This window comes from Comamonas sp. JUb58 (assembly GCF_004364775.1).
In the GTDB taxonomy this organism is placed as follows: domain Bacteria; phylum Pseudomonadota; class Gammaproteobacteria; order Burkholderiales; family Burkholderiaceae_C; genus Comamonas.
The window spans coordinates 317,239-341,379 of record NZ_SOAL01000001.1 but is presented as its reverse complement, the minus strand read 5'-3'; the positions used below and the strand labels follow the sequence as shown (position 1 = coordinate 341,379).

The following is a 24,141-nucleotide window of genomic DNA, read 5'->3' as shown; positions in this document are numbered from 1 at the left end:
CGGCCTGCGCACGCGGGCAGTGCCGCCCTAGGCCAAACCCGGATTTCTCCCAAATTACATTACACGCATAATGTATTTCAGGAGACCCGTTGTGCCCAACCTGCACCAAATAAAAAGCGAACAGACGCGTGAGCGCCTGATGGATGCTGCGCTCGAGGTGATGCAAACCAAGGGCATCGCCAGCCTGTCCATGCACGAGGTGGCCCGTATCGCGGGAATGACGACCGGGGCGGTGCAGCACCATTTCTCTTCCAAGGCTGAGCTGATGCTGCAGATCATCCAGCGGCTGGTGCAGAAGATCGATACCGACGACAGCTTCTGGCCATCGCCGCGCTGGTCCATGCGGCGGCGGGCCGACCATTTTGTGCACGAGGCCTGGCACCGGCTCTATGGCCAGCCGCGCTTTGCGGTGGCCTGGGAGGCCTATCTGGCCGTACGTGCCGACGAGGGCATCGTCGCCCATATCCGCGCCGAGCGCGAACTCATCAACACCAAGCTGCAGCAGCGCATGTGCGGCAGCTTCCCCGAATGGGCATCTGCCCCCGATGTGGCCGCGCGCTGCCAGCTGGTACTGTCCTGCCTGCGCGGCCTGGGCGTGGTCGCTCCGTTCTCCAGCCCGGCTGCGATTGACCAGCAACTGCAGCAGCTGTCCCTGCTTCTTCAATCTTTTTCCAGCGAGGTGACCCCTTGATCAGAGCATCCCTTCTTGCCTGCGGCCTGACGGCCTGGGCACTCGGCGCCGCCGCCCAGAACCCCTTGCAAGTGATCGCGCAGCAGCCGCCAGGCAGCGGCTCGGACGCCATGACGCGCGCCTGGGGCGAATGCACCGGGCGGCTGATGGGGCGCCCGGTGGTGGTGCAGAACAAGCCCGGTGCCAATGGCATCCTGGCCATCAACTACCTCAAGGGCCAGCCGGCCGATGGCTCGTTTGCGATGACGATCGGCATGTCGCAGATGACGATCACGCCCTATGTGCACCTGCAGATGCCCTATGACCCGCTGAAGGACTTTGCCGGTGTCGCAATGATTGGCTCGTCCCCGCTGGTGCTGGTGGTGCCGGCGGGTGCGGGCGTGACCAAGCTCGCCGATCTGGAGAAGGTTGCCAAGTCCCAGGCTGGCGGGCTGAACTTTGGCTCGCCTGGCAAGGGCAGCCCCGCGCATTTGCTGACCACGGCGCTGACCGATGCCATGCACTGGCCCGCCACCCATGTGCCCTTTGTCGGCGAGAGCGCGGGCCTGACGGCCCTGATGGGCCAGCAGATCCAGGCGATGACCCTGGTGCTGAACACGGCCGCGCCCCAGGTGAAGGCGGGCAAGCTGGTGCCGCTGGCGATTTTTGCTGGCCAGCGCTCGCCGGTGCTGCCCGATGTGCCAACCATTGCCGAGGCCGGTGGGCCGGCGGTGCTGGCGCGGCCTTCCTGGATTGCGGTGGTGGCCAAGAAGGGCACGCCGCCTGAGGTGATCAAGGCCTTGAACGATGCCACCAACCAGTGCTACAGCGACCCGGTCTATGCCAACAGCATGGACAAGATGGGCGTGACCCTGATGCGCAGCCAGCCTGCCGATGTGCTGGGCTTTGCCGAGCGCGACATCGCCGTCTGGAAGCCTTTGATCGACAAACTGGGATTGGCCACGCAATGAGTTTGGTAGAACACAGCGCAGTCGAGCTGCGCAGCCTGATCCAGAGCCGGCAGATCTCGCCGGTTGAACTGCTGGATGATTGCATTGCCCGCATGCAGGCCATCAACCCGGCGGTGAATGCGCTCTGCGCCACCGATTTTGAGCGCGCCCGCAGCGCTGCCCAGTTGGCAGAGGCGCAGGTGGGGCGGCGCAGCCAGCTGCCGCTGCTCCATGGCCTGCCCTTGGGCGTGAAGGATTTGCAGGCCACCGAAGGTCTGCTGACCACCAGCGGCAATGTGCGGCTGCGCGGCCATGTGCCCGTCAAGGACAATTCCTTTGTGGCCCGGCTGCGCGGCCAGGGCGCGATCGTCACGGCCAAGACCAATACGCCTGACATGGGCGCCGGTGCCAACAGCCGCAACCCGGTCTGGGGCGCCACCGGCAACCCCTTCAACCCGGATCTGAATGCCGGCGGCTCCTCGGGTGGCTCGGCGGCGGCGTTGGCGACGGATATGTTTCCGCTTTGCACCGGTTCGGACACCGGCGGCTCGCTGCGCATTCCGGCGGCGCTGTGCGGCGTGGTGGGCCTGCGCCCATCGCCCGGCTTGATTGCCAATGACGACCGGCCGCTGGGCTGGTCCGCCATCTCGGTGCTGGGCCCCATGGGCCGGGATGTGGCCGATACCGCGCTGATGATGCAGGCCAGCATGGGCCCGCACCCGATGGACCCGTTGAGCATGGGCGTGAGCCACGCCCCCGTCTGGCCCGTGCCGGAGATGGACCTGCGCGGCCTGCGCGTGGCCTACACCGAGGACTTTGGCACCTGTGCGGTCGACCCGATCGTGCGCCGTGCCTTTCGCCAGCGGGTGCAGGCCTTGGCCGGTGAGGTGGCCTGCATGGACGCCTTGCCCTGGAACCTGGAAGAAGCGCACCGCTGCTTTGACATCATCCGCGCTGAGAGCTTTGTGGCGGCCTTTGCCGATATCTACCGCACGGCCCCCGAAACGCTAGGCCCCAATGTGCTGGCCAATGTGGAGATGGCGGCCAGCATCAGCCTGGGCGACCGGGCCTGGGCGCATCTGGCGCAGACCCGCATCCAGCGCATGTTCCAGCGCACGTTTGAGCAATACGACCTGGTGCTGGCACCAGTGACCCCGCTGTCGCCCTTCCCCTGGACGCAGCTCTATGCCCAAGAGGTGGATGGCAAGACCCAGCGCAACTACTACGAATGGCTGAGCCTGACCTATGTGGTGACCCTGGCGACCAACCCCGCGCTGTCGCTGCCCTGCGGCCGTGATGAGGCAGGCATGCCTTTTGGCCTGCAGATGATTGGCCCACTGCACCAGGATGGCCGCCTGCTGGCGATGGCGGCGGCGGTCGAAAAGCTGGGCCTGCACAACAGCGACTTTGCCCGCCCCCGGCCCGACCTGGCAGCGCTGGCCCAGCCCCGGCCCGAACTGCGCAGCATCGTCACCCACCCGCCTGAGATCGGTGGCGCCGCGCAGGCCAGCGTGGGCCAGGCGGTGTAATCCCCTCGGTCTTCCCGCTGAAGGCAAGTCTGCCATGGCGGTGGCAGGCTTTTTTCTTTCTGGCGGGGTGCCACCTCAATCTTTGTTTAAATAGCGGAATGAACAAGGCCTTTACCAAAGAGACGGACAACGACGACGATGACGACCTGCCGCAACTGCCCAAGATTGCCGGCGGCAAGAACTACATCACGCCTGGGGGCTACCGCGCGTTGGAGCAGGAGCTGCTGCAGCTGATCGACGACGAGCGGCCCAAGGTGGTGGAGGTGGTGCACTGGGCCGCCAGCAATGGCGACCGCTCGGAAAACGGAGACTACCTGTATGGCAAGAAGCGCCTGCGCGAGATTGACCGGCGCATCCGCTTTCTGACCAAGCGCATGGAAGCGGCCGAGGTGGTGGACCCGGGGGTGCACCATGGCAGCGACCAGGTCTACTTTGGGGCAACGGTGCTGTACTGCGACCAGCATGGCAGCGAGGAGCGCATCACCATCATGGGCATTGACGAGGCCGACGCCAGCCGGGGCCAGGTCAGCTGGGTGGCCCCGATTGCGCGCGCGCTGCTCAAGGCCCGCATTGGCGATGAGGTGCAACTGCCCACGCCGGGCGGGGTGCGGGTGCTGGAGGTGCTGGATGTGCAGTACCCGGAGCCGGGGACATCCTGAGCTGGCCCGCTCCCAAAGCACAAGCGCGCCTTCGAGGCGCGCTGTGGTTTGGGGAGGGCCCGATCTTTATCGGAAGGGCATCAAGCGACCGGCAGCACCCGGTGCGCACGGATCACATAGGGCAGCTTGACCAGCTGGCGCAGCAGCAGCTCCACCTGTGCACGGTCCTTGACGGTGAGCACAAAGCGCAGCGCCATCGTGTCCATGGCCACTTCGTCGTCCATCGTGATATGGGTGATGTCCGAGCCCATCGCGGCGATCTCGGCGGCAATCTTGCCGAGAACGCCCTTGCCATTGTTGATGGTGACCACGACGCCGGTGTCGAACTCGCTGGCGAATTCATCAGCCCATTCCACATCGACAAAATGCTCGGCATCCTTGGCCAGCAGGCGCTTGCAGACGGCGCACTGGGCGTTGTGCACCACCAAGCCGGCATTGCGGTCCAGGTGGGCGGCAATCGGGTCGCCAGGTACGGGCCGGCAGCATTTGGCGTATTTGACGGCAGCATTGGGTGAGCCATCCAGCACCAGGGCGGTCGTGGCTTTGCTGGCGCCGGTCTTGAAGCGTTCCTGACTCAGCAGCACGGCATCAGGGCGCTGGCCTTGCTCGGCCAGCAGGTCAACCACCTGCTTGGCGGCAAACACGGCAATGCGCTTGCCCTGGCCGATGTCGTTGAACAGCTCGACCTTGTTGCGCGCTTCCAGGCGGGTCAGCAGGCTGTCCCAGACGGCCTTGTCCTCGGGCAGCTGCGAGATGCCTTCGGCCCGCATCGCCTGCAGCAGCAGGCGCTCGCCCAGCGCAGCGGTTTCGTTCTGGCCCTGGGTCTTGAGGTAGTAGCGGATCTTGGACTTGGCCCGGCCCGTGCGCACAATCGTGAGCCAGGAGGGATGCGGAGCGGCATCGGGCGAGGTCGAGATCTCGACCACATCGCCGCTCTTGAGCACCGTGCTCAGTGGCACCTGCTCGTTGTTGATGCGGGCGCCTTGCGTGCGCTCGCCCACATTGCTGTGGATGGCGTAGGCAAAGTCCAGCACGGTCGCGCCCCGGGGCAGGGTGAGCATCTGGTTCTTGGGCGTGAACACATAGACCGAGTCGGGGAACAGGTCCACGCGCACGTTGTCCCAGAACTCATGGGCGTCGCGGGTCTCGTCCTGGATGTCGAGCAGCGACTGCACCCACTTGTTGCCCAGTTGCTCGCCACTGGGCATGGCCCGCGCCTGGATCATCCAGTGCGTCAGCACGCCGTACTCGTCGACCAGGTTCATGTCCTCGGTGCGGATCTGGAAATCCATGCTCACCCCCGACGGGCCGACCAAGGTGGTGTGCAGCGACTGGTAGCCGTTCGACTTAGGATTGGCGATGTAATCGCGGAATTTGGAAGGCACCGGGCGGAACACCTGGTGCAGCACGCCCAGCGCGGTGTAGCAGTCGATCAGGTTGGGCACGATGACGCGCACGGCGTAGGAGTCGGTCACCTGCGCAAACGACAGGCGCTTGCCATCCATCTTCTTGTAGATGGCGTAGAGCGTTTTTTCCTGGTTGCCGAGGCGGATCTTGATGCCGGATTTGGCAAAGGCCGAGTCGACCTCGGCATGGATCTTCTGGACCACATCCTTGCGGCGGTTGCGCGAGCGGCCCAGTGCCTTGACCAGGGTGTCATGGCGCCAGGGATAGAGGTGCTTGAAGGCCAGGTCCTGCAGCTCGCGGTAGACCCGGTTGATGCCCAGCCGGTTGGCGATGGGCACATGGATTTCCATGGTCTCGGTCGAGATGCGGCCCCATTTGCTGCGCGGCATGTCGGACATGGTGCGCATGTTGTGGGTGCGGTCGGCCAGCTTGACGAGGATCACGCGCACATCGCGCGCCATGGCCAGCAGCATCTTGCGGAAGGACTCTGCCTGGTTCTCTTCGCGCGAGTTGAACTGGAGCTTGTCCAGCTTGGTGAGGCCATCGACCAGCTCGGCCACCGTGTCGCCAAACTGGCGGGCTATGTCATCGCGGGTGACGCCGCAGTCTTCCATCGCATCGTGCATCAGCGCGGCCATCAGCGCCTGGGCATCGAGCTTCCAGCTCGCGCAGATCTCGGCAACCGCAATGGGGTGGGTGATGTAGGGATCACCACTGCTGCGGAACTGGCCGGTATGAGCCGTGGCGGCAAACTCGAAAGCTTCTTCCACCAGGGCCAGATCTGCTTCACCGAGGTAGTCGAGCTTCTCCAGAAATTCGGCGTAGGCACTCACCACTACCGGATACGACATGGCAGGCTTGGCTGCGGCGGTAGCGATGACGCCAGAGACTTGGGCGGGTGCGGAGGGGATGGACACGGACTTCACGCCTTAACTGTAGCGTGCGATGACAAATTTGTGTGAATACCAAGAAAAATGGCACCGCCATTCGGTGCCATTTTGTTGCATGAGCAGGGGCTCAGCCGGGTACTTTTTTCAGCATTTCCACGCCCACCTTGCCGGCAGCGATTTCGCGCAGCGCGGTCACGGCTGGCTTGTTGCGGCTTTCGATTTTGGGGGTGTGGCCTTGGCTCAGCATACGGGCGCGGTAGGTAGCGGCCAGAACCAGTTGGAAGCGGTTAGGGATTTTGTCGAGGCAGTCTTCAACGGTGATGCGGGCCATCAGGAGTTCTCCAGGGTAACAGGGATGTCGAGTGACGAGAATATTTCGCTGCGAACGCGCTTTTGGGCCGAATAGCGCAAGCGTTGTGAATGTACAACGGCCTTCAGATCGAACAAAGCGCGCTCGAACAATTCGTTAATTATAACGAAGTCGAATTTGTGGACCTGGGCCATCTCATCCTTGGCGTTCTTCAGGCGCTTCTCGATCACGTCGGAGGCATCCTCACCCCGGTTTTCCAGGCGCGAGCGCAGCTCTTCCCAGCTGGGCGGCAGGATGAAGATCAGCACGGCGTGGGGGAAGCTTTGCTTGATCTGCAAGGCGCCCTGGTAGTCGATCTCCAGCACGATGTCTGTGCCCTTGGCCAGGCGCTCTTCAATGGCCTTCTTCGAGGTGCCGTACAGGTTGCCATGCACATTCGCCCACTCGACAAAGGCGTTGGAGGCAATCATGCGCTCGAAGTCATCGCGCGAGGCGAAGTAGTACTCGCGGCCATGCTTTTCCTGGCCACGCGGCGAGCGCGTGGTGTGGGAGATGGAGCGAAAGACCTGGGAGTCGAGCTCCAGCAGGGCCTTGACGAGGGACGACTTGCCCGCGCCGCTGGGCGCCGAGACGACAAAGAGGTTTCCGGGGTATTCCATGGTGTAGCTTCTTCTTATTCGATGTTTTGCACTTGCTCGCGCATCTGTTCGATCAGGACCTTCATGTCCACGCTGATGCGGGTGAGATCCAGTGCGGCGGACTTGGAGCCCAGGGTGTTGGCCTCGCGGTGCAGTTCCTGGATCAGGAAGTCCAGGCGCTTGCCGATATCACCACCCTTGGTCAGCAGACGGCTGATTTCTTCCAGGTGCGAGCGCAGGCGGGTCACTTCTTCGGCCACATCGATGCGGATCGCAAAGGCGGTGGCTTCGGTCAGTGCCCGATCCTGAGCGGCTTCGGGCGAGACGCTGCCGGCGCTCAGCGCCATCGCTTCTTGCCAGCGCTCCAGAAAGCGTTGCTTTTGTTGTTTGACCAGCTCGGGGATCAGGGGCTCGGCTTGCTCGGCCAGTTGGCGCAGCTGCTTGATGCGGTCTTGCAGCATGTCGGCCAGGCGCTTGCCTTCGCGTTGGCGGGCGTCGAGCAGGGTCTTGAGGGCTTGCTGGCACAGCGCGGCGACGTTCTCGGCCCAGTTCTCGGGCAGCTCGATGCTGCCGCTGCCGCTCAGGCGTAGTACTTCTGCCACAGTGAAGGGCTGGGCCGTGGGCATCCAGGCCTTGACGGTGTCCTGGAAGCTGCCCAGCTGCTGCAGCAGGCGGGGCGATGCGACCGGCACGCTGGAGGCTTGTTCACTGTTGATCAGTACACGTACTTCCACCTTGCCACGCTTCAGACTATTATCTACCAGAGAGCGTAACTGTGGTTCGCAGCTTCTGAGGTCTTCCGGAAGCTTGAAAGATAAATCGAGAAATCGGCTGTTAACCGAGCGAATTTCCAGTCCGACGCGCCAGAGGGAGGGAGCATTGTTGTCACCGTCAGGTGGGATGCTTTGCTGGACAGAGGCATAGCCTGTCATGCTGTAAACTGGCATAGGACTGTATGAGGTTGCTTGCAATCGCGCTCATTATCAGGCTTCTCATATACCTGCGTTGTTCATCAAACTATGTCAAAAGTAAAGCCAGCGCCGCTACCAGCCAATACCGTCATCGGTGGCTACCGGATCGTGCGGCGCATATCGGCGGGGGGGTTCGGGGTGGTCTATCTGGCGTTGGCGCCCGATGGCCAGCAGGTCGCCATCAAGGAGTATTTGCCATCGAGCCTGGCCACGCGTGCGCCCGGTTCGCTGTCGCCCAGCATCGAGCCCGACAAGCTGTCGCTGTACCGCCTGGGCCTCAAGAGTTTCTTTGAAGAGGGCCGCGCGCTCGCCCAGATCTCGCACTCCTCGGTCGTCAGCGTCTACAACTTCTTCCGCGAAAACGACACCGTCTACATGGTGATGAACTACCTGCAAGGCGCCACCTTGCAGGATTTCGTCGTTACCGCCCGCGATCTGAAGGAAGCCAAGGTCTTCCGCGAGTCCACCATCCGCTCGCTGTTCGACGAGGTGCTGCGCGGTCTGCGCATCGTGCACCAGCACAAGATGCTGCACCTCGATATCAAGCCGGCCAACATCTTCATCACCGACGACAACAAGGCGGTGATGATCGACTTTGGCGCCGCCCGCGAGGTGCTGAGCAAGGAGGGCAACTTTGTCCGCCCCATGTACACCCCTGGTTTTGCCGCGCCCGAGATGTACCGCCGCGACATGTCGCTGGGCCCCTGGACGGACATCTACGCGATTGGCGCCTGCATTTATGCCTGCATGCAGGGCATTCCGCCCAACGATGCGCCCAAGCGCCAGGAAAAAGACCGCCTGAGCCTCGCTATGTCCAAGGTGCGCGGCGTTTACTCGGACAATCTGATCGAGCTGGTGGAATGGTGCATGGCGCTCGATCCGCAGGCCCGGCCCCAATCGGTGTTCCTATTACAAAAAGAGCTGGCGCGCGAAGACGAGCGCCGCTATACCAAACTGAGCGTCACCGAGAAGGTTCGTATGTCGATTGATTCGCTGGTCAGCGATACCAAAAAGCGCGTGGGCGGAGGCCAAACCAAATGAAGTTCTCGGTCTTCCAGCTCAGCCGCAAGGGTGGGCGGGAAAAAAACGAAGACAGGATGGGGTATAGCTATACCAAGGAAGCCTGTCTCTTTGTCGTGGCCGATGGCATGGGAGGGCATCCGGAAGGGGAAGTGGCCGCACAGCTGGCCTTGCAGACCGTGTCGCTGGATTTTCAGCGCCTGGCCCGCCCCAAGCTGGAGGACCCGGCCGAGTTTCTGGAAAACGCGCTGCTGTCGGCGCACCACAATATCCTCAAGTACGCGATTGCCAACAACATGGATGACCCGCCGCGCACCACCCTGGTGGCCTCGGTGGTGCAGGATGGCAATATCTGGTGGGTGCACTGCGGCGACTCGCGCCTCTACCTGGTGCGCAGCGGCAAGGTGCTGGCGCGCACGCGCGACCACTCCTATATGGAGCTGCGTGGCTCCGGCGTGACCAGCATCAACCCGGAGCGCTTCAACCGCAATGTGCTGTTCACCTGCCTGGGCAGCCCCTCGCGTCCGTTCTTCGATGTGGCCGGGCCCACCGAGATGCACCGCAGTGACCGCATCATGCTCTGCTCTGACGGCCTCTGGAGCAGCGTCTCCGAGACCGTGATTGCCCGCGAGCTGGCCAACAAGTCGGTATCGCGTGCCATCCCCGACCTGATCGACGCGGCCCTGCGCAAGGCGGGCGCCACCAGCGACAACGTCACCGCCGTGGCGATGGAGTGGGAGATGCCCGGTGCCGAGCGCTTTGAATCGGAAGACCCGGTGAGCGACACCTTGCCGCCACCGCCGCCCGAGCCCGAGGCGGGCGACAAGGCCGCACCCAAGCCCGATGCGCCGGCTGCATAAGCCCGGCACGCACTGCGTTTTGTCGCTGGTCCGATAATTCAGCCTGTCCTGGCATGGCGGCGCAAGGCCGCCATGCCTGTTTTTACCGTTCTCAAAAAAGCAGCTGGCTGCGCAGGTGATACCGGCGCAGCGGCTGGTGCTGACCCATGAAAATCGTTCTTGCTTCCAACAACCAGGGCAAACTTGCCGAGCTGCAGGCCATGTTCGAGCCGCTGGGCGTCACCCTGGTGCCTCAAGGCGAGTTGATGGAGGGCGAGGCGCCCGAGCCCTATGGCACCTTTCTGGAAAACGCCTTGACCAAGGCCCGTTTTGCCGCCGAGCGTACCGGCCTGCCCGCCATTGCCGACGATGCCGGCCTCTGCGTGGCGGCCTTTGGTGGCCTGCCGGGGGTGGATACCGCCTACTACTGCACCCAGTTCGGCTACGAGAAAAGCGATGCCAACAATGTGCGCGCACTGCTGGAGCAGATGCAGGGCTTGACCGATCGCCGTGCCGCCATGGTCAGCACCCTGGTGGCGGTGCGCCACCCCAAGGACCCGGAGCCGCTGGTGGCCGTCGGCCGCGTGGCCGCCGAGATCACGACCGAGCCGCTGGGCGAGGGCGGCTTTGGCTTTGACCCGGTACTGCTGATCCCCGAGCTGGGCATGACCTTTGGGCAGATGGCCACCGAGGTCAAGCATGCGCACAGCCATCGGGGTCGCTCCTCGCGCCTGATGATGGCGCTGCTGCGCGACAGCTGGCTGGCCGGCACGCCCATGGTGGCAGCAGCCCCCAAGGACTGAGATGGCCGTGCATATTCCGCTGCAATCGGCGCAGCCCACCGAGCAGGTGGTGCAGCGCGATATCCAGCACTACATGCGGCCGGGCACCTTGCAGCTCCCCAGCCTGCCGCCGCTGTCGCTCTATGTGCACCTGCCCTGGTGCATCAAGAAATGCCCCTACTGCGATTTCAATTCGCACGAGGCGCGCGACGGTCGCCATGCGGTGCCCGAAGAGCGCTACATCGATGCGCTGATCGCCGACCTGGAGCAGGCCTTGCCGCTCATCTGGGGGCGCAGCATCCACAGCATTTTTCTCGGTGGTGGCACCCCCAGCCTGTTCTCGCCGGAGTCGATTGACCGGCTGATCTCGGCCATCCGTGCGCGTCTGCGTGTGGAAGCCGGTTGCGAGATCACGATGGAGGCCAACCCCGGCACCTTCGAGAAGGACCGCTTTCGGGCCTTTCGCGGCGCCGGCATCACCCGTCTGTCGATTGGCGTGCAGAGCTTTGACGACCGCTTTCTGGAAGCCATTGGCCGCGTGCACAACGGCGCGCAGGCGATGGCTGCGGTCGAAGAGGCGGCCAGCAGCTTCGAGACCTTCAACCTCGACATCATGTATGCGCTGCCGGGCCAGACCGCCCAGGATCTGGAGCGGGACCTGGACAAGGCACTGAGCTTTGCGCCGCCGCATATCTCGATCTACCACCTGACCATCGAGCCCAACACCTTTTTTGCCAAGTACCCGCCGGCCGTGCCCGAGGACGATGTGGCCTATGCCATGCTCGACCAGATCACCGCGCGCACCACGCAGGCCGGCATGCAGCGCTACGAGGTCTCGGCCTATGCCAAACCCGGCCACGCCTGCGTGCACAACAGCAACTACTGGCTGTTTGGCGATTACCTGGGCATTGGGGCGGGCGCCCACAGCAAGCTGAGCTTTGCCCACCGCGTGGTGCGCCAGGTGCGGCTGCGTGACCCCGCCCGCTACATGGCCCAGGCGCTGCAGGGCAATGCGCTGGCGCAGGACGACGAGGTCAAGCGCGCCGATCTGCCGTTTGAGTTCATGCTCAATGCGCTGCGCCTGCGCGAGGGCTTTGCGCTGCAGGACTACCTGGACCGCACCGGCCTGCCGCTCAGCTCCATCGCCAAGGCCCTGCACGAGGCCGAGGCCAAGGGCCTGATCAAGCTGGATTTCCAGAAAGTCACCCCCACAGAGCGTGGATTTGACTTTCTGAGCGACCTGCAGGAGCTGTTCCTGGCCTGAATCTGGGGGGGTAGCCCCCATTTTTTACCGACTAGTCAATATGTGGACTGCGCAGGCCCTACGCAGAGCGTATAGATATCGCGCACAATAGCGCCCGCTGCTGAGCAAACATGCCGCCGTCTGTGCGGCATTTTTGTGGGCGCAGCGGTCATAAAACCTACTACAAAGCGCATTTCATGTCTTCTTCCGCTGCCGGGTCTGCCGTTTCAGGCACTGCCTCCCCACCATCCGATACCGTCAACCGCTATGGCTGGAAGGCCTTGGCCGGCTCGGCCGTCGGCTACGCCATGGACGGCTTTGACCTGCTGATCCTGGGCTTCATGCTCAGCGCCATCCGCGAGGACCTGGGGCTGACCACGGCCCAGGCCGGCTCCCTGGTCACCTGGACCTTGATCGGCGCCGTCTTCGGCGGCATTGTGTTCGGCATGCTCAGCGACCGCTATGGCCGCATCCGCGTGCTGACCTGGACCATCGTGCTGTTTGCGGTGTTCACCGGGCTGTGCGCCTTTGCGCGGGGCTACTGGGACCTGCTGATCTACCGCACCATTGCCGGCATCGGCCTGGGCGGCGAGTTCGGCATTGGTATGGCGCTGGCGGCCGAGGCGTGGCCTGCGCGCTACCGGGCCCGTGTCTCGTCCTATGTGGCGCTGGGCTGGCAGGTGGGCGTGCTGGGCGCGGCCTTGCTGACGCCTCTGCTGCTGCCCCATATCGGCTGGCGCGGCATGTTCCTGGTCGGTGTGATCCCCGCCATCGTGGCCTGGGTCATCCGCAACCGCCTGCATGAGCCCGAGGTGTTTGTGCGCAGCCAGGAGAAAAAGCAGTCGGTGCTGCAGTGCTTCAAGCTGCTGGTCAAGGACCGCGCCACCACCCGCATCAGCGTTGGCATTGCGGTGCTCACCTCGGTGCAGAACTTTGGCTACTACGGCATCATGATCTGGATGCCCGCCTTTCTGGCCAATAAGATGGGCTTCAACCTGACCAAATCTGCGCTGTGGACCGCCGTCACCATCCTGGGCATGATGGCCGGCATCTGGATCTTTGGCCAGCTGGCCGACCGCATCGGCCGCAAGCCCAGTTTTCTGCTGTTCCAGGCCGGTGCGGCGCTGATGGTGCTGTTCTACTCGCAGCTCAACGACCCGATCACCATGCTCTGGGCCGGTGCGGTGATGGGCATGTTCGTCAACGGCATGATGGGCGGCTTTGGCGCGCTGATGAGCGAGGCCTACCCGACCGAGGCGCGCGCCACGGCGCAAAACGTGCTGTTCAACATCGGCCGTGCCGTGGGCGGCGCCGGCCCGGTGGTGATCGGTGCGATTGCCGCGCAGTACTCGTTCCAGATGGCGATTGGCCTCTTGGCCGCCATCTATGTGCTGGATGCGCTGGCCACGGTGTGGCTGATTCCTGAACTCAAAGGCAAAGAGCTGCACTGAACAGTGCAGCGCCTCAAGCGGCGGGCAGCTCCTGCGGCATGCCCGGCGCCTTGGGCAGGTGCAGACCGAAGCAGGAGCCCTCGTTCACCCCGCTGCTCACATTGACAAAGCCCTGGTGGCGCAGCACCACGGTTTGCACAAAGCTCAGGCCCAGGCCAATGCCGGCCACCTGTGGCTGGCTGTTCTGGTGAAAGCGGTGGAAAGGCTGGAAGAGCTTGTCCAGCTGCTCCTGTGTCATGCCAAAGCCCTGGTCGCGCACCTCCACCAACCAATACGCCCCATCGTCGGCAATGCTGGCCTCCACCACCGTGCCGCTGGGGCTGTACTTGATGGCATTGCTCAGCAGATTGACAAAGCAGCGCTGCAGCAGGGAGCGGTCGCCAAAACAGGCAATGTCGGTCTCGGCCGCCTCCAGCGCCCCGGGCAGGTAGCGCACCTGGATCTTTTTCTCCGAGGCCTTGGCCCAGCAGTCGTCCACCGCCTCTTGCAGCAGCACATCCAGGCTCAGCAACTGGGGCTGCATGGCCTGCGACTGCGCAGAGGCCAGCTGCACAAAGCTCTCGGCCATCTCCAGCGACTGGTGGGCCAGGCGGTTGATCTTCTGGTGCAGCTCGGCCTCGCTCATCTGGCCGGGGAATTCCTTGTACATCTCCAGCAAGGTGATGATGGAGGACTGGGGCGAGCGGAAATCATGCGAGATAAAGCGCAGCGCCTGGTCGCGCTGCTGCTGGGCCTTGTGCAGCTCGGTCAAATCCACCAGCATCAGCAGCCAACCGGCGGGTGCCGGCGCGCGAAAGGCCTCGGCCAGCAGCAGCCAGGCATGGTCCTCGCGGTCCAGCACCTCGCACTCAGCTGGCAGTGCACGCAGCTGCTCGGCATTGGCAAAGGACAGCACCTGGCCCGAATCCTTGATGCGCATGCCGTTCAGCGCTGACTGGATGGCGATCAGGCCCTGGCTGGGCATGCCCAGGTTTTGCAAGTAGCTGACGGCTGCGGCATTGTGCAGGCTGACCATGCCCAGCGGATCGACCACAAAGGTGGGCGAGGGGATCTGGCGCAGGGTATCGCGCACGAAGCCGTGCATCTGGCGCAAGGTGTCGGTGGCGGTTTCCACGGCCTTGATGCGCCGCTCCAGAAAATCGTCCATCAGCATGCCGTTGCGTTGCGGGGCGCTGGTGGTGTCCAGCGCGGCGCGCAGGTTGTGCATCTCCTGCTGCAGAAACTGGGCCGCTGCACTCAGGCGCCGCCAGCTCCAGATCGGGTAGATGACCAAGAGGCCCACCAGCGCCGCGCCCGGCGCCAGCTGCAGGCCGGCAAAGCTGCGCAGCGCCAGGCACAGCGCCAGCAGGCCGGCGGCGACCAGCCCCTGGGCCAGCAGGCCGGCCATGGGTCCGAGCAGCGCAATGGCCATCAAGGCCAGCACAATGGCGGCCAGGTTGACTGCCATATTGCCCGGCAGCGATGCGGCATGCACATGCTGGCCCGACAGCTGCGAATCCAGCGCATGGGCAATCAGCTCCACCCCAGCGATATGGCGGGATGCCGGCCGGGCCGGGCTGGCAAAGTAGTCGCCCAGGCCGGAGGCGGTGGCACCCAGCAGCACATGCTTGCCGCGAAAGCTGTCTGCGGGGATGCGCCCGGTCAGCACGTCCTCGGCCGAGTACATGGTGTAGGGCCGGTCGCCCCGGGCAAAGTTGAAGATTTCGGGCGAGCGCTGCTCCCACTGCTCGCCGGGCTCGGGCGGGCGCGTGCCCTGGCACAGCGGGTGGCTCTGGCCGCTGGCGCAGAGCATGGCAATGCTGAAGTGCGGCCAGGGCCCGGTGTTCTCACCCTGGGCGCCAAAATAGCGGCGGATCACGCCGTCATCGTCGACGGTCACATTCACATGGCCCAGCTGGCGTGCCGCCATACGCAGGCTGGCCAGCGGCAGCTCGGCACCAATGTCCACATTGGCCATGCGCCAGTCCACCGGCAGCACCACATTGCCAGCGCGGGCAATGGCCTGGGCAAGCTGGGCATCGTCATCGGGGTTTTGGCGGTCGGGTTCGCTGAACAGCACGTCCACGCCTACGGCCTTGGGCTGCTGGGCAGCAATGCGATCAATCAGCTGCGCATGCACGGAGCGGCGCCAGGGCCAGCGCCCCACGCTTTGTAGGCTGGCATCGTCGATGGCGACGATGACGATGTCATCCCGGGGGGCAGGCGCGCTGAGCCAGCCGGTGATGTCCTGCACAAAGGTGTTGATGATGCGGGGCTGCTCGCGCAGGCTGGCCCAGCCCACGGCGCCCAGCAGCAGCGCGGACAGCAGCAGCCACTCCAACCAACGCAGTTGGGTGCGGCTGAGGGAGAAGGAACGGGCGGCCATGGGCGGTTTCAGTGGGCGGGGCAGAGCCGCAGCAGGCGCTCTGCCCGGGTCGCCATGCCCTTAGCGCGGGCTGAGGACGGCCTTGCCTTCACCGGTCTTGAGCACACCGCCTGAGCCGGTGATGATCGAGGGCTCCACCGTCAGCTTGCGCGGATCGGAATAGCGGCTCTTCAAACCAGACGGGTCCAGCACCTGGATGCGCACGTAGTAGTCGCCCGCACCCAGCGCATCCGATGTCCACTGTGGCTGGTCCAGCTGGGCGGTAGCCAGCGGGGCTGCAAAAGACTCATCCGTTGCCAGCTGCAGGTTGAAGCGCTGGCCCGCCTCTGCCGGCCAGGACAGTTGCAGCAGATTGGGCGCGCTGGCCTCGCCGGCGCTCAGTGCATCGGCACCCAGGGTGCTGGGGTTGCTGCCGGTCTTGAAGGCCTGGGGCTTCGCAAACGGGCCCTGGTCCAGGCTGCCATCGGCCAGCTTGCGCACGCTGGCCGCACGCCAGAAATAGCTGCCCACGCCCAGGCTGGCGACGGTGGCCTGGCAGTTGCCGACCACGCCGCTGTCTTGCAAAGGCGTGGAGAAGTCCCGGCTGGCCGACACCTGGATGCGGTAGCCGGCAATGCCCGAGCCGCCTTCGGTGCAGAGCAGCTCGCCATCGGACAGGCCGATCAGGCCTTCTGGTGCGGGGCTGGAATAGAGCGGCGGAATCGGGGTGGCCTTGACCTTGATGGTCTGCGTCGCGGGTTTGCCCGGAATGTCCTGGTCGTCAATGGCGCGTGCGCTCATGTAGTAGGTGCCATCGGGTACAGCCTCGAACTTGAAGGTCGGGCTGGCATGGTTTTGGCGCAGGATCACGCGCGACAGCTCCGGATCGAGTGCCAGCAGCACGCCGTATTGCTGGGCGCGCGGCACTTCGCCGACCTGCAGGGTCAGGAAATTCGCGTCCTCAAACACGGCAGGATTGCCTTGCAGGCTCGGGGCCTCCAGCAGCGCCACGGTGGCGCCGACCTGGCCGCTGGCCTGTACGGCCACGCCCGAACCGGCATGCACCAGCGCCTGCTGTGCCGCCTGCCGCGCCGTTGGCTGGGCCGGGTGGCCCTGCACCTGCACGACGCCCTGGTCGACCGCGGTGATGGCTTTGCCCGAATCCGTCACGCTGACCGAGAACACGGTGCCGCGCACGCTGGTGGTGGCCATCGGGGTCTTGATCTCGAACTTGCGCTTGCGGCGCTGGTCCATCACCGGTGTGACGTGGGATTCCAGCCCGCCACGGCTCAGGTCCAGCACCGATTGCTGCTCCTCGGTGCGGCTGTTTTTGCGCAGCTCGCTGAGCTTGAGCTCGGAGTTCTCATTGATGCGCACCGAGCTGCCATCGGCAAAGCGCAAGGTCACAAAGCTGCCGGCGGGTACCTGCAGCTCATCACCTTCGGTCAGGGTTGTACCCGATGCGGCACTTTCCCAGTCGCCACCGGCCAGCGGCGAGCGCACGCGCGCCACGCCCTTGATGTGGCTGATGGTCACCTCCTGGTACCCCACCATGTTGGCAGGGATGACGATGACCGAGCCAATGGGCAGGCGCAGCGGATCCTTGACGCCATTGAGCGTGCCCACGGCGCGCCACTGCTGCGGGTCCTTCAGGTAGCGCTTGGCCACGGCCTCCAGCGTGTCCCCGCTTTGCACGGTGTGGCGGATATCGGGCAACTGGTCTGCCGATGCCGCCAGCGCAAGACCAGGGGCGGCCACGCCAAAGGCCAGCAAAACGGCAGCAGAAAACGGCAGACGAGAAAGAATCAAAATGGCTCTCCTTGCAACCAGACTTCAAGGCCTGGCAGAGCCGTTGCGTGCCGCAGAGTAAATACGGCCAACACGTGTTGCGTGTTGGCCGTAAACCGCGCTGCATTCAACGGCAGAAAATTTATTCAGGCTGCGCCTCGGACAGCGGTTTGACGGCCTCAAACCGGTAACCTACACCGTAGACCGCCGTGATGATGAAACCGTTCTCCGGTCGCAGATCCAGCAGGGTGCGCAGCCGCGATACATGGGTGTCCAGCGAGCGTGAGATGACATCAGAGTTCTGGCCCCAGATGATTTCGCGCAGATGGTCGCGCGACAGCAGGCGGCCCATGTTCTGGAACAGGAACAGCGCCAGGTCGTACTCGCGGTTCTTCAGCTCCACCAACTTGCCATCGACCTCCAGGGCGCGCGAATCGGAGAGGAACTTGTAGCGACCAAACTCCAGCGTGCCCTTGGTGGCCGCCGGGTAGGCGCGGCGCAGCAGGGCACGCACGCGCGCCACCAACTCGGCCACGCGCAACGGTTTGATCATGAAATCATCCGCACCCGACTCCAGTCCTTCCACGATATCGGCCTCGCCATGGCGGCTGGTGATGAAGAGCACCGGCAACTCCTGGTTGACGTTCTCTCGAATCCAGCGCACCACCTGCGGACCCGTGGTGTCTGGCAGCTGCCAGTCCAGGATCAGCAGGTCATAGGTCTCGCGGCGCATGTCCTTGATCAGCGAGGCGCCAGAGGAATGGGTTGTACAGGCGTGGCCCTCCGCCTCCATGGTCTTGGAGAGCATATCCAACACCACCAGATCATCATCCAGTGCCACAATTCTCATAACAGCTCACTCCCACAAAGCTCAATAGCTTGCTTTTATTTGATGGCTCAATAATAAAAGCAAATTGAATCACCGACTCCACACTGCGTTAAACGGGCAAGTTGCCACTACGGTGACAGCTTCAACAATTGGTTGCAAATGCAGTATAGGCAGTCTCTTAACTCTCGGCTATCTCTTTCAGTGCCAACTGCACGTCAGAAAGTGAAAAGCTGTCACCCAGCTGCAGGTTGTCCATCGCAGCCTGCAGATTCTGCGGCGCGGCCTGCAAATGGGCAATCATCGCGCCGGCATCGCGCGGAGCATCAAAGCCCTGGCTTTGCAGCAGCAGCGCGCCATCGGCACGCACCAGCTTGAAGTAGAACTTGCCATCCTTCTCGCGGTACTGCTTGAAAGCGGCACCCCCTTGCTTGGCGGCTGCCTTGGGTGCAGCGGCGGTGCTGGCCGGGGTCAGTGGCCGCAGGCCAACAGCGCCACGTAACTTGTGTAGTAAAGGGCCCGAATATGTACGTGCCTTCTCTGCACCCTTCAGCAAAATAGCCTCTACTTCCTGGGGGTGGGCCATCAGGTAGTTGTAGCGTTCGCGCAACGGAGCGAGCTCGCGGTCAATGCATTCGAACAGCAGGGTCTTCGCATCGCCCCAGCCAATGCCGTCGGCATAGGCCTGGCGCAGCGCTGCGGTTTCCTCGGCGCTGGCAAAGGCCTGGTAGATCTGGAACAGTGCCGAGCCTTCAACTTCCTTGGGCTCGCCCGGTGCGCGCGAGTCGGTGACGATGCCGCCGATCAGCTTCTTGAGCTGGGCCGGGGTCGAGAACAGCGGGATCGTGTTGTCGTAGCTCTTGCTCATCTTGCGGCCGTCCAGGCCGGCCAGGGTTGCCACGTTGTCGTCCACTGCGGCCTCGGGCAGCACAAAATGCTCGCCATACAGGTGGTTGAAGCTCGACGCCATATCGCGCGCCATCTCGATGTGCTGGATCTGGTCGCGGCCCACTGGCACCTTGTTGGCGTTGAAGGCCAGAATGTCGGCGCCCATCAGCACCGGGTACATGAACAGGCCTGCGGTCACGCCGTCATCGCCGTCCTTGCCGGACTCGGCATTCTTGTCCTGCGCGGCCTTGTAGGCATGGGCGCGGTTGAGCACGCCCTTGCCGGTGACGCAGGTCAAAAACCAGGTCAGCTCGGGTATCTCGGGGATGTCCGACTGGCGGTAGAAGGTGACATGCTCGGGGTTCAGGCCCGCTGCCAGCCAGCTCGCTGCAATCTCCAGGGTCGAGCGGTTGACGCGCTCGGGATCCTGGCACTTGATCAGCGCGTGGTAGTCGGCCAGGAAGTAGAAGTTCTCCACATCGCCTGCGCGGCTGGCAGCGATGGCCGGGCGCATCATGCCGGCGTAGTTGCCCAGGTGGGGCGTTCCAGAAGGGGTGATGCCAGTGAGATAACGTGTCTTAGTCATAACTATCATTCAATATGCTTTGCGGCGCGGCAGGGCGTTGGGGCTTGGCGATCAGCTGAAGGGCAGCAGCACCACGCTGACGACGGTGTAGCCCAGGGCCATCAGGGGGCGCATCCAGAAGGTGCTGACGACGCCGGCGATTACCAGACCCATGACGATGAAAAAGCCATAGGGCTCGATCTTGGAGACGGCCACCGCCTGCTTGTAGGGCAGCAGGCCGACCAGCACCCGGCCACCATCAAGCGGCGGCAGCGGAAACAGGTTGAAGGCCCACATCACCAGGTTGACCAGCACCCCGGCCTGCGCCATCTTGAGGAAGAAGCGCTCCTCCACGCCCGAGGCGATGAGGATGCCGTAGACCAGCGCCCACAGCAGCGCCTGCACAAAATTGGTGGCCGGGCCGGCCAGTGCCACCCAGATCATGTCGCGCTTGGGGTTGCGCAGATTGCCAAAGGCCACGGGCACGGGCTTGGCATAGCCAAACACAAAGGCGCCCGAGGTCATGAAATACAGCATCAGCGGCATCAGGATGGTGCCGATGGGATCAATGTGCTTGAGGGGGTTGAGCGTGAGGCGGCCCAGCATGGCGGCCGTGTTGTCCCCAAAATGGCGCGCTGCATAGCCATGCGCGGCCTCGTGCACGGTGATGGAGAACAGCACGGGCAGTGCGTAGATCAGAACGGTTTGTATCAGGTCAGCGTTCACGGAGGGAGCGTTGGTCAAAGGGGATGGAGGGCGCGCGACAGCGCACCAGGCAGTGGCGAGCCTATCAGATTTGCCAGTGGCCGCAGCCAGGCTATGGCAATGGCCGCAGCAAACGTTTGCGCAGCCCCTGCTGGTGGCGCTGCGCCAGGAGGGGTACCAGCGGCAGGAAAGCGGCTAGATCGCGGCTAGAGACCCAGTTGCGCCAGCGGCCCCCGGCCCTCACGCACCACCACGGGCGCACCCCCGGTGCCCATGGGGGTCAGGTCGACAATCGTTGTGGGCTCCAGCGGGCAGGGGCCGGCGTTGACGACCAGTTCAATCTGCGATTCAAAGCGCTCGCGGATCTCTTCGGGGTCGTTGAGGGGCTCGGTCTCGCCGGGCGGGATCAAGGTGGTGGACAGCAGCGGCTCGCCGTGCAGCTCCAGCAGCATCAGCAGGCCCTTGTTGTCAGGCACCCGCAGGCCAATGGTTTTGCGCGAGGGGTGGCTGATGCGGCGGGGCACTTCCTTGGTGGCATCCAGAATGAAGGTGAAGGGCCCGGGCGTGCCCAGCTTGAGCATGCGGAACTGGTGGTTGTCCACCATCGCATAGCTCGACAGTTGTGACAAATCACAGCACAGCAAGGTCAGCATGCGCTTGTCGTCAATCTGACGAATGCGGCGCAGGCGGTCCACCACCTGCTTGTTGTCCAGCGCGCAGACAAAGGCGTAGCTGGAATCGGTGGGAACGGCCAGGATGCCGCCATCCTTGAGCATGGCGGCTGCCTGCTTGAGCAGGCGGGGCTGGGGATTGTCTGGGTGAACCTCGAAATATTGGGCCATGGTCTTGCTTTTGCTCTTGTTATCGTGGGGACTGCTGCAGGGGGCTTATGTCAATGGACAGCGGCCTGCGGCGGCGGGCTGGGGTTGGTCGGGTGCAGGATGCGCCCCTCCAGCGCCTGCCAGACGGGGGCTACGCCATTGGGCAGCGGGGGCAGCGCACCAAAATCGGTGCCCGATTCGCCCGGGCTGTGAAAATCGCAGCCGCGCGAGGCATAGAAGCCAAAGCTCTTGGCCATGTCCGCATAGATCGCGTATTCATGCGGAAAGTGGCTGCCGGTCACCACTTCCACGCCTTGGCCACCATAGTCCTTGAAGGACGAGAACAGCGCATGTTCTTCGCCGCCATTGAGGTGGTAGCGCGCAGGGTGGGCGATGACGGCCATGCCGCCAGCCTCGACAATCCACTGCACCGCATCCTGCAGCCTGGCCCAGCGGTGCGGCACAAAGCCGGGCTTGCCCTCGACCAGGTAGTGGCGAAACACTTCGGATGGATCGCGGCAGACCCGCGTATCCACCAAAAAGCGCGCGAAGTGCGTGCGCGAGATCAGATCCGGGTTGCCCACATAGCGCAGTGCGCCCTCGTAGGCGCCGCCGATGCCAACCTTTTCCAGTCCGGCTGCCATGTCGCGGGCACGCTGCTCGCGGCCCCCTCGTGTGCGCGCCAGGCCGGCGCGCAGGCCGGCGTGCTGCCAGTCAAAGCCCAGGCCCACGATGTGCACCGTGGTCTCGCCAAAGCTGACCGAGATCTCCACCCCGCTCAAAAACGCCAGCTGTTGCTGGGCGGCGGCCGCGCTGGCCCGGTCCAGGCCACTGACCTCGTCATGGTCCGTCAGCGCCCAGAGCTGCACACCCCGCTCGCGCGCACGCTGCGCCAGCGCTTCCGGGCTCAGGGTGCCGTCGGAAAACGTGGAATGGCAGTGCAGATCGGCGTTCAGCATGTCTGGCATGAATTTGGCTAGAGGAATATCGATCCATTGTAGGCCGCGTGCTGCGCCCAGCGTGTCAGACCCGGCGCAGCATGCGGGGCTATCGCGGGTATTCCGGCCCTAGCTTGTCTCTGAAATGTCAGTATTAACCCTTAAATTGTCGTTGTTTCGCCGATTTGACGAAAATAACAATGCATCTCGACGTTTTGTGTTTTTTACTAGGGTTTTTAACAGGAATACACTGTCGGTTTTTCACGGCCGCGCAGCCCGTTTTCGCTGCGTCTAGAGGATACGTAGATGTTTTCTGTCAAAAAGTTGATGGGTGCAGCCGCCTTGGTGGTCGCAGGTGTATCGGTGGCTGGCGCGGCCCTGGCGCAAGGCGCTGAGTCGACGATGGACCGCGTCAAGCGCACCAAGGAACTGCGCGTGGGCACGGTCGCTGGCGCGATTCCCTACTTCAGCAAGGACCTGGTGACCCAGAAGTGGGAAGGCTTTGGCCCCGACTTTGGCGAAAGCCTGGCCAAGAAGCTCGGCGTGAACGTCAAGTTCGTCGAGACCACCTGGGGCAATGCCGTGCTGGACCTGCAGGCCAACAAGATCGACCTGATGTTTGCGATGGCGCCTACGCCCCAGCGCATGGAAGTGGTCAACTTCTCCAAGCCCCTGCTCAACAACACCTTCACGGCGGTCTGCAAAAAGGGCCATGCCCCGGTGCAGACCTGGGAGCAGCTGAACAACCCGGATGCCAAGGTGGTGGTCGATATCGGCTCCAACCAGGACCAGTTCGCCACCCGCGCGCTGCCCAAGGCCAATATCTCGCGTCTGGAGAGCTCGGGCGCGGCGACCATGTCGGTGCAGACCGGCCGCTCTGACTGCCAGGTGCTGGTGGTGCTGCTGTCGCAGCCGCTGGTGGCCAAGCGCCCGGACGTGGGCACGGTCTATGTGCCGACCCCGGTCGAGACGGCCAACACCAATGTGGGCCTGCGCAAGGAACCGAACAAGGACTTTGAGAACGCCGTTAACGCCTGGCTGGATGAAGCCCGTGGCAAGGGCGAAATCCAGTCCGTGGTGCTCAAGAACATGGAAAAGCTGGCCGGCGTCAAGGCCGATTCCTTCCCCAAGGAAGTCAAGTTCTGATGGTTGGTCCACATGGGCGCTTGGCCCATGTGAAACACCCCGGTTGCAGCCGCGTGCTGCCTCCGGGGTGTATGCGTTAAAGGTAGATTGATTTATGTACGAGTGGGACTTTAGCTTCCTGTGGAAGTACCGCATGCTGCTGGTCGGCGGTGTGGGCTACACCTTGCTGTTCACGGTGATCTGCGTGCTCGGCGGCTTGGCCGTCGGCCTGGTGGCGGGCCTGGGCCGTTTGTCCAGCAACAAGATTGTGACCGCGCCGCTGCGCGCCTTTGTCGAGGTCTTCCGCTGCACACCGGTGCTGGTGCAACTGGTGTGGTTCTACTACGCGCTGCCGGTGCTTACCGGCATCGAGATGAGCGCGCCCGTGGCGGCTGCGCTGTGCCTGTCCTTGTACGGCGGCGCCTTCTATTCCGAAATCATCCGGGGCGGCATCATCTCCACCGATATCGGCCAGACCGAAGCGGGCCAGGCGATCGGCATGACGCGCGGCCAGGTGATGCGCCGCGTGATCCTGCCCCAGGCTTTCCGCAAGATGATTCCGCCACTGGTCAACCAGTCGATCCTGCAGCTCAAGAACACCTCCTTGCTGATGGTGCTGGCCGTGCCCGATCTGCTCTACCAGGGCCAGGTCATTGCGCATGACACCTACCGCCCGCTGGAGGTCTATACCTTTATCGCCATCACCTATTTCCTGATTCTTTTCCCGGTGACTTTGTGGGCCAAGCGCCTGGAGCACGGCAGCGCTGCCAAGGAGGCCTGAG

22 protein-coding genes are annotated in these 24,141 nt (G+C 63.7%); 11 read left to right on the top strand and 11 right to left on the bottom strand.

What is annotated here, in order from left to right:
* Nucleotides 1-91: 91 nt before the first annotated feature.
* The 4 genes from EDF71_RS01540 to greB all read left to right on the top strand — a co-directional run bounded on the left by EDF71_RS01540 (nucleotide 92) and on the right by greB (nucleotide 3,808).
* Nucleotides 92-691: a TetR/AcrR family transcriptional regulator gene (locus EDF71_RS01540; RefSeq protein ID WP_166656423.1), complete on the top strand. Its 600-nt coding sequence runs from the start codon at nucleotides 92-94 to the stop codon at nucleotides 689-691.
* Nucleotides 688-1,641 (top strand): tripartite tricarboxylate transporter substrate binding protein, encoded by a 954-nt coding sequence (locus EDF71_RS01535; RefSeq protein WP_243854117.1) that lies wholly within the window; start codon nucleotides 688-690, stop codon nucleotides 1,639-1,641. The genes EDF71_RS01540 and EDF71_RS01535 overlap by 4 nt, the downstream gene beginning before the upstream one ends.
* Nucleotides 1,638-3,149, top strand: a complete 1,512-nt coding sequence (locus tag EDF71_RS01530; protein ID WP_133854862.1) for an amidase — start codon at nucleotides 1,638-1,640, stop codon at nucleotides 3,147-3,149. Before EDF71_RS01535 ends, EDF71_RS01530 begins: the two co-directional genes overlap by 4 nt.
* Before the next feature lie 98 nt (nucleotides 3,150-3,247).
* Nucleotides 3,248-3,808 carry a transcription elongation factor GreB gene (greB, locus tag EDF71_RS01525; protein WP_133854861.1) on the top strand — a complete coding sequence of 187 codons (561 nt, stop codon included), beginning with the start codon at nucleotides 3,248-3,250 and terminating at the stop codon, nucleotides 3,806-3,808.
* Nucleotides 3,809-3,888: 80 nt separating this feature from the next.
* Here the strand turns inward: greB and EDF71_RS01520 are convergent, their stop codons facing one another.
* The 4 genes from EDF71_RS01520 to EDF71_RS01505 all read right to left on the bottom strand — a co-directional run bounded on the left by EDF71_RS01520 (nucleotide 3,889) and on the right by EDF71_RS01505 (nucleotide 8,000).
* On the bottom strand, nucleotides 3,889-6,066 hold the full coding sequence (locus EDF71_RS01520; RefSeq protein ID WP_133855012.1) for a bifunctional (p)ppGpp synthetase/guanosine-3',5'-bis(diphosphate) 3'-pyrophosphohydrolase: 2,178 nt from the start codon (nucleotides 6,064-6,066) through the stop codon (nucleotides 3,889-3,891).
* A gap of 166 nt (nucleotides 6,067-6,232) precedes the next feature.
* Entirely contained in the window at nucleotides 6,233-6,436 is a 204-nt protein-coding gene (gene rpoZ, locus EDF71_RS01515) for a DNA-directed RNA polymerase subunit omega (RefSeq protein WP_133854860.1), read from the bottom strand.
* Nucleotides 6,436-7,074 carry a guanylate kinase gene (gene gmk, locus EDF71_RS01510; RefSeq protein WP_133854859.1) on the bottom strand — a complete coding sequence of 213 codons (639 nt, stop codon included), beginning with the start codon at nucleotides 7,072-7,074 and terminating at the stop codon, nucleotides 6,436-6,438. The genes rpoZ and gmk overlap by 1 nt, the downstream gene beginning before the upstream one ends.
* A gap of 14 nt (nucleotides 7,075-7,088) precedes the next feature.
* Nucleotides 7,089-8,000: a YicC/YloC family endoribonuclease gene (locus EDF71_RS01505; RefSeq protein ID WP_133854858.1), complete on the bottom strand. Its 912-nt coding sequence runs from the start codon at nucleotides 7,998-8,000 to the stop codon at nucleotides 7,089-7,091.
* A 72-nt stretch (nucleotides 8,001-8,072) separates the two neighbouring features.
* On the opposite strand from EDF71_RS01505, the gene EDF71_RS01500 reads away from it, so the two are divergent.
* The 5 genes from EDF71_RS01500 to EDF71_RS01480 all read left to right on the top strand — a co-directional run bounded on the left by EDF71_RS01500 (nucleotide 8,073) and on the right by EDF71_RS01480 (nucleotide 13,359).
* Entirely contained in the window at nucleotides 8,073-9,065 is a 993-nt protein-coding gene (locus tag EDF71_RS01500) for a serine/threonine-protein kinase (RefSeq protein ID WP_133854857.1), read from the top strand.
* Entirely contained in the window at nucleotides 9,062-9,904 is an 843-nt protein-coding gene (locus EDF71_RS01495) for a PP2C family serine/threonine-protein phosphatase (protein ID WP_133854856.1), read from the top strand. Before EDF71_RS01500 ends, EDF71_RS01495 begins: the two co-directional genes overlap by 4 nt.
* A gap of 146 nt (nucleotides 9,905-10,050) precedes the next feature.
* Entirely contained in the window at nucleotides 10,051-10,686 is a 636-nt protein-coding gene (locus tag EDF71_RS01490) for a non-canonical purine NTP pyrophosphatase (protein WP_133854855.1), read from the top strand.
* Between the two features lies 1 nt (nucleotide 10,687).
* The gene (gene hemW, locus EDF71_RS01485; RefSeq protein ID WP_133854854.1) at nucleotides 10,688-11,929 is read left to right on the top strand and encodes a radical SAM family heme chaperone HemW; all 1,242 of its coding nucleotides are present in this window, start codon (nucleotides 10,688-10,690) and stop codon (nucleotides 11,927-11,929) included.
* Between the two features lie 176 nt (nucleotides 11,930-12,105).
* On the top strand, nucleotides 12,106-13,359 hold the full coding sequence (locus EDF71_RS01480; RefSeq protein WP_133854853.1) for an MFS transporter: 1,254 nt from the start codon (nucleotides 12,106-12,108) through the stop codon (nucleotides 13,357-13,359).
* Between the two features lie 13 nt (nucleotides 13,360-13,372).
* On the opposite strand, the gene EDF71_RS01475 is transcribed toward EDF71_RS01480, so the two are convergent.
* From EDF71_RS01475 to EDF71_RS01445, 7 genes are all read right to left on the bottom strand, one after another.
* Nucleotides 13,373-15,724, bottom strand: a complete 2,352-nt coding sequence (locus EDF71_RS01475; RefSeq protein ID WP_133854852.1) for a CHASE2 domain-containing protein — start codon at nucleotides 15,722-15,724, stop codon at nucleotides 13,373-13,375.
* Between the two features lie 60 nt (nucleotides 15,725-15,784).
* Complete coding sequence (locus tag EDF71_RS01470; RefSeq protein WP_133854851.1) at nucleotides 15,785-17,512, bottom strand: FecR domain-containing protein; 1,728 nt, start codon at nucleotides 17,510-17,512, stop codon at nucleotides 15,785-15,787.
* 121 nt (nucleotides 17,513-17,633) lie between these two features.
* The gene (locus tag EDF71_RS01465) at nucleotides 17,634-18,341 is read right to left on the bottom strand and encodes a response regulator transcription factor (protein ID WP_133854850.1); all 708 of its coding nucleotides are present in this window, start codon (nucleotides 18,339-18,341) and stop codon (nucleotides 17,634-17,636) included.
* 157 nt (nucleotides 18,342-18,498) lie between these two features.
* Complete coding sequence (locus EDF71_RS01460) at nucleotides 18,499-19,791, bottom strand: tryptophan--tRNA ligase (RefSeq protein ID WP_133854849.1); 1,293 nt, start codon at nucleotides 19,789-19,791, stop codon at nucleotides 18,499-18,501.
* A gap of 51 nt (nucleotides 19,792-19,842) precedes the next feature.
* A complete protein-coding gene (locus EDF71_RS01455; protein ID WP_347876655.1) occupies nucleotides 19,843-20,496 on the bottom strand; it encodes a site-2 protease family protein in 654 nt (217 codons plus the stop codon).
* Nucleotides 20,497-20,681: 185 nt separating this feature from the next.
* Complete coding sequence (locus EDF71_RS01450) at nucleotides 20,682-21,317, bottom strand: L-threonylcarbamoyladenylate synthase (RefSeq protein WP_021026320.1); 636 nt, start codon at nucleotides 21,315-21,317, stop codon at nucleotides 20,682-20,684.
* Nucleotides 21,318-21,367: 50 nt separating this feature from the next.
* Complete coding sequence (locus EDF71_RS01445) at nucleotides 21,368-22,264, bottom strand: 3',5'-nucleoside bisphosphate phosphatase (protein WP_133854847.1); 897 nt, start codon at nucleotides 22,262-22,264, stop codon at nucleotides 21,368-21,370.
* Between the two features lie 276 nt (nucleotides 22,265-22,540).
* Here EDF71_RS01445 and EDF71_RS01440 point away from each other — a divergent pair, with 276 nt between their 5' ends.
* The gene (locus tag EDF71_RS01440) at nucleotides 22,541-23,380 is read left to right on the top strand and encodes a transporter substrate-binding domain-containing protein (RefSeq protein ID WP_243854116.1); all 840 of its coding nucleotides are present in this window, start codon (nucleotides 22,541-22,543) and stop codon (nucleotides 23,378-23,380) included.
* Between the two features lie 94 nt (nucleotides 23,381-23,474).
* The gene (locus EDF71_RS01435) at nucleotides 23,475-24,140 is read left to right on the top strand and encodes an amino acid ABC transporter permease (RefSeq protein WP_133854846.1); all 666 of its coding nucleotides are present in this window, start codon (nucleotides 23,475-23,477) and stop codon (nucleotides 24,138-24,140) included.
* Nucleotide 24,141 lies beyond the last annotated feature (1 nt).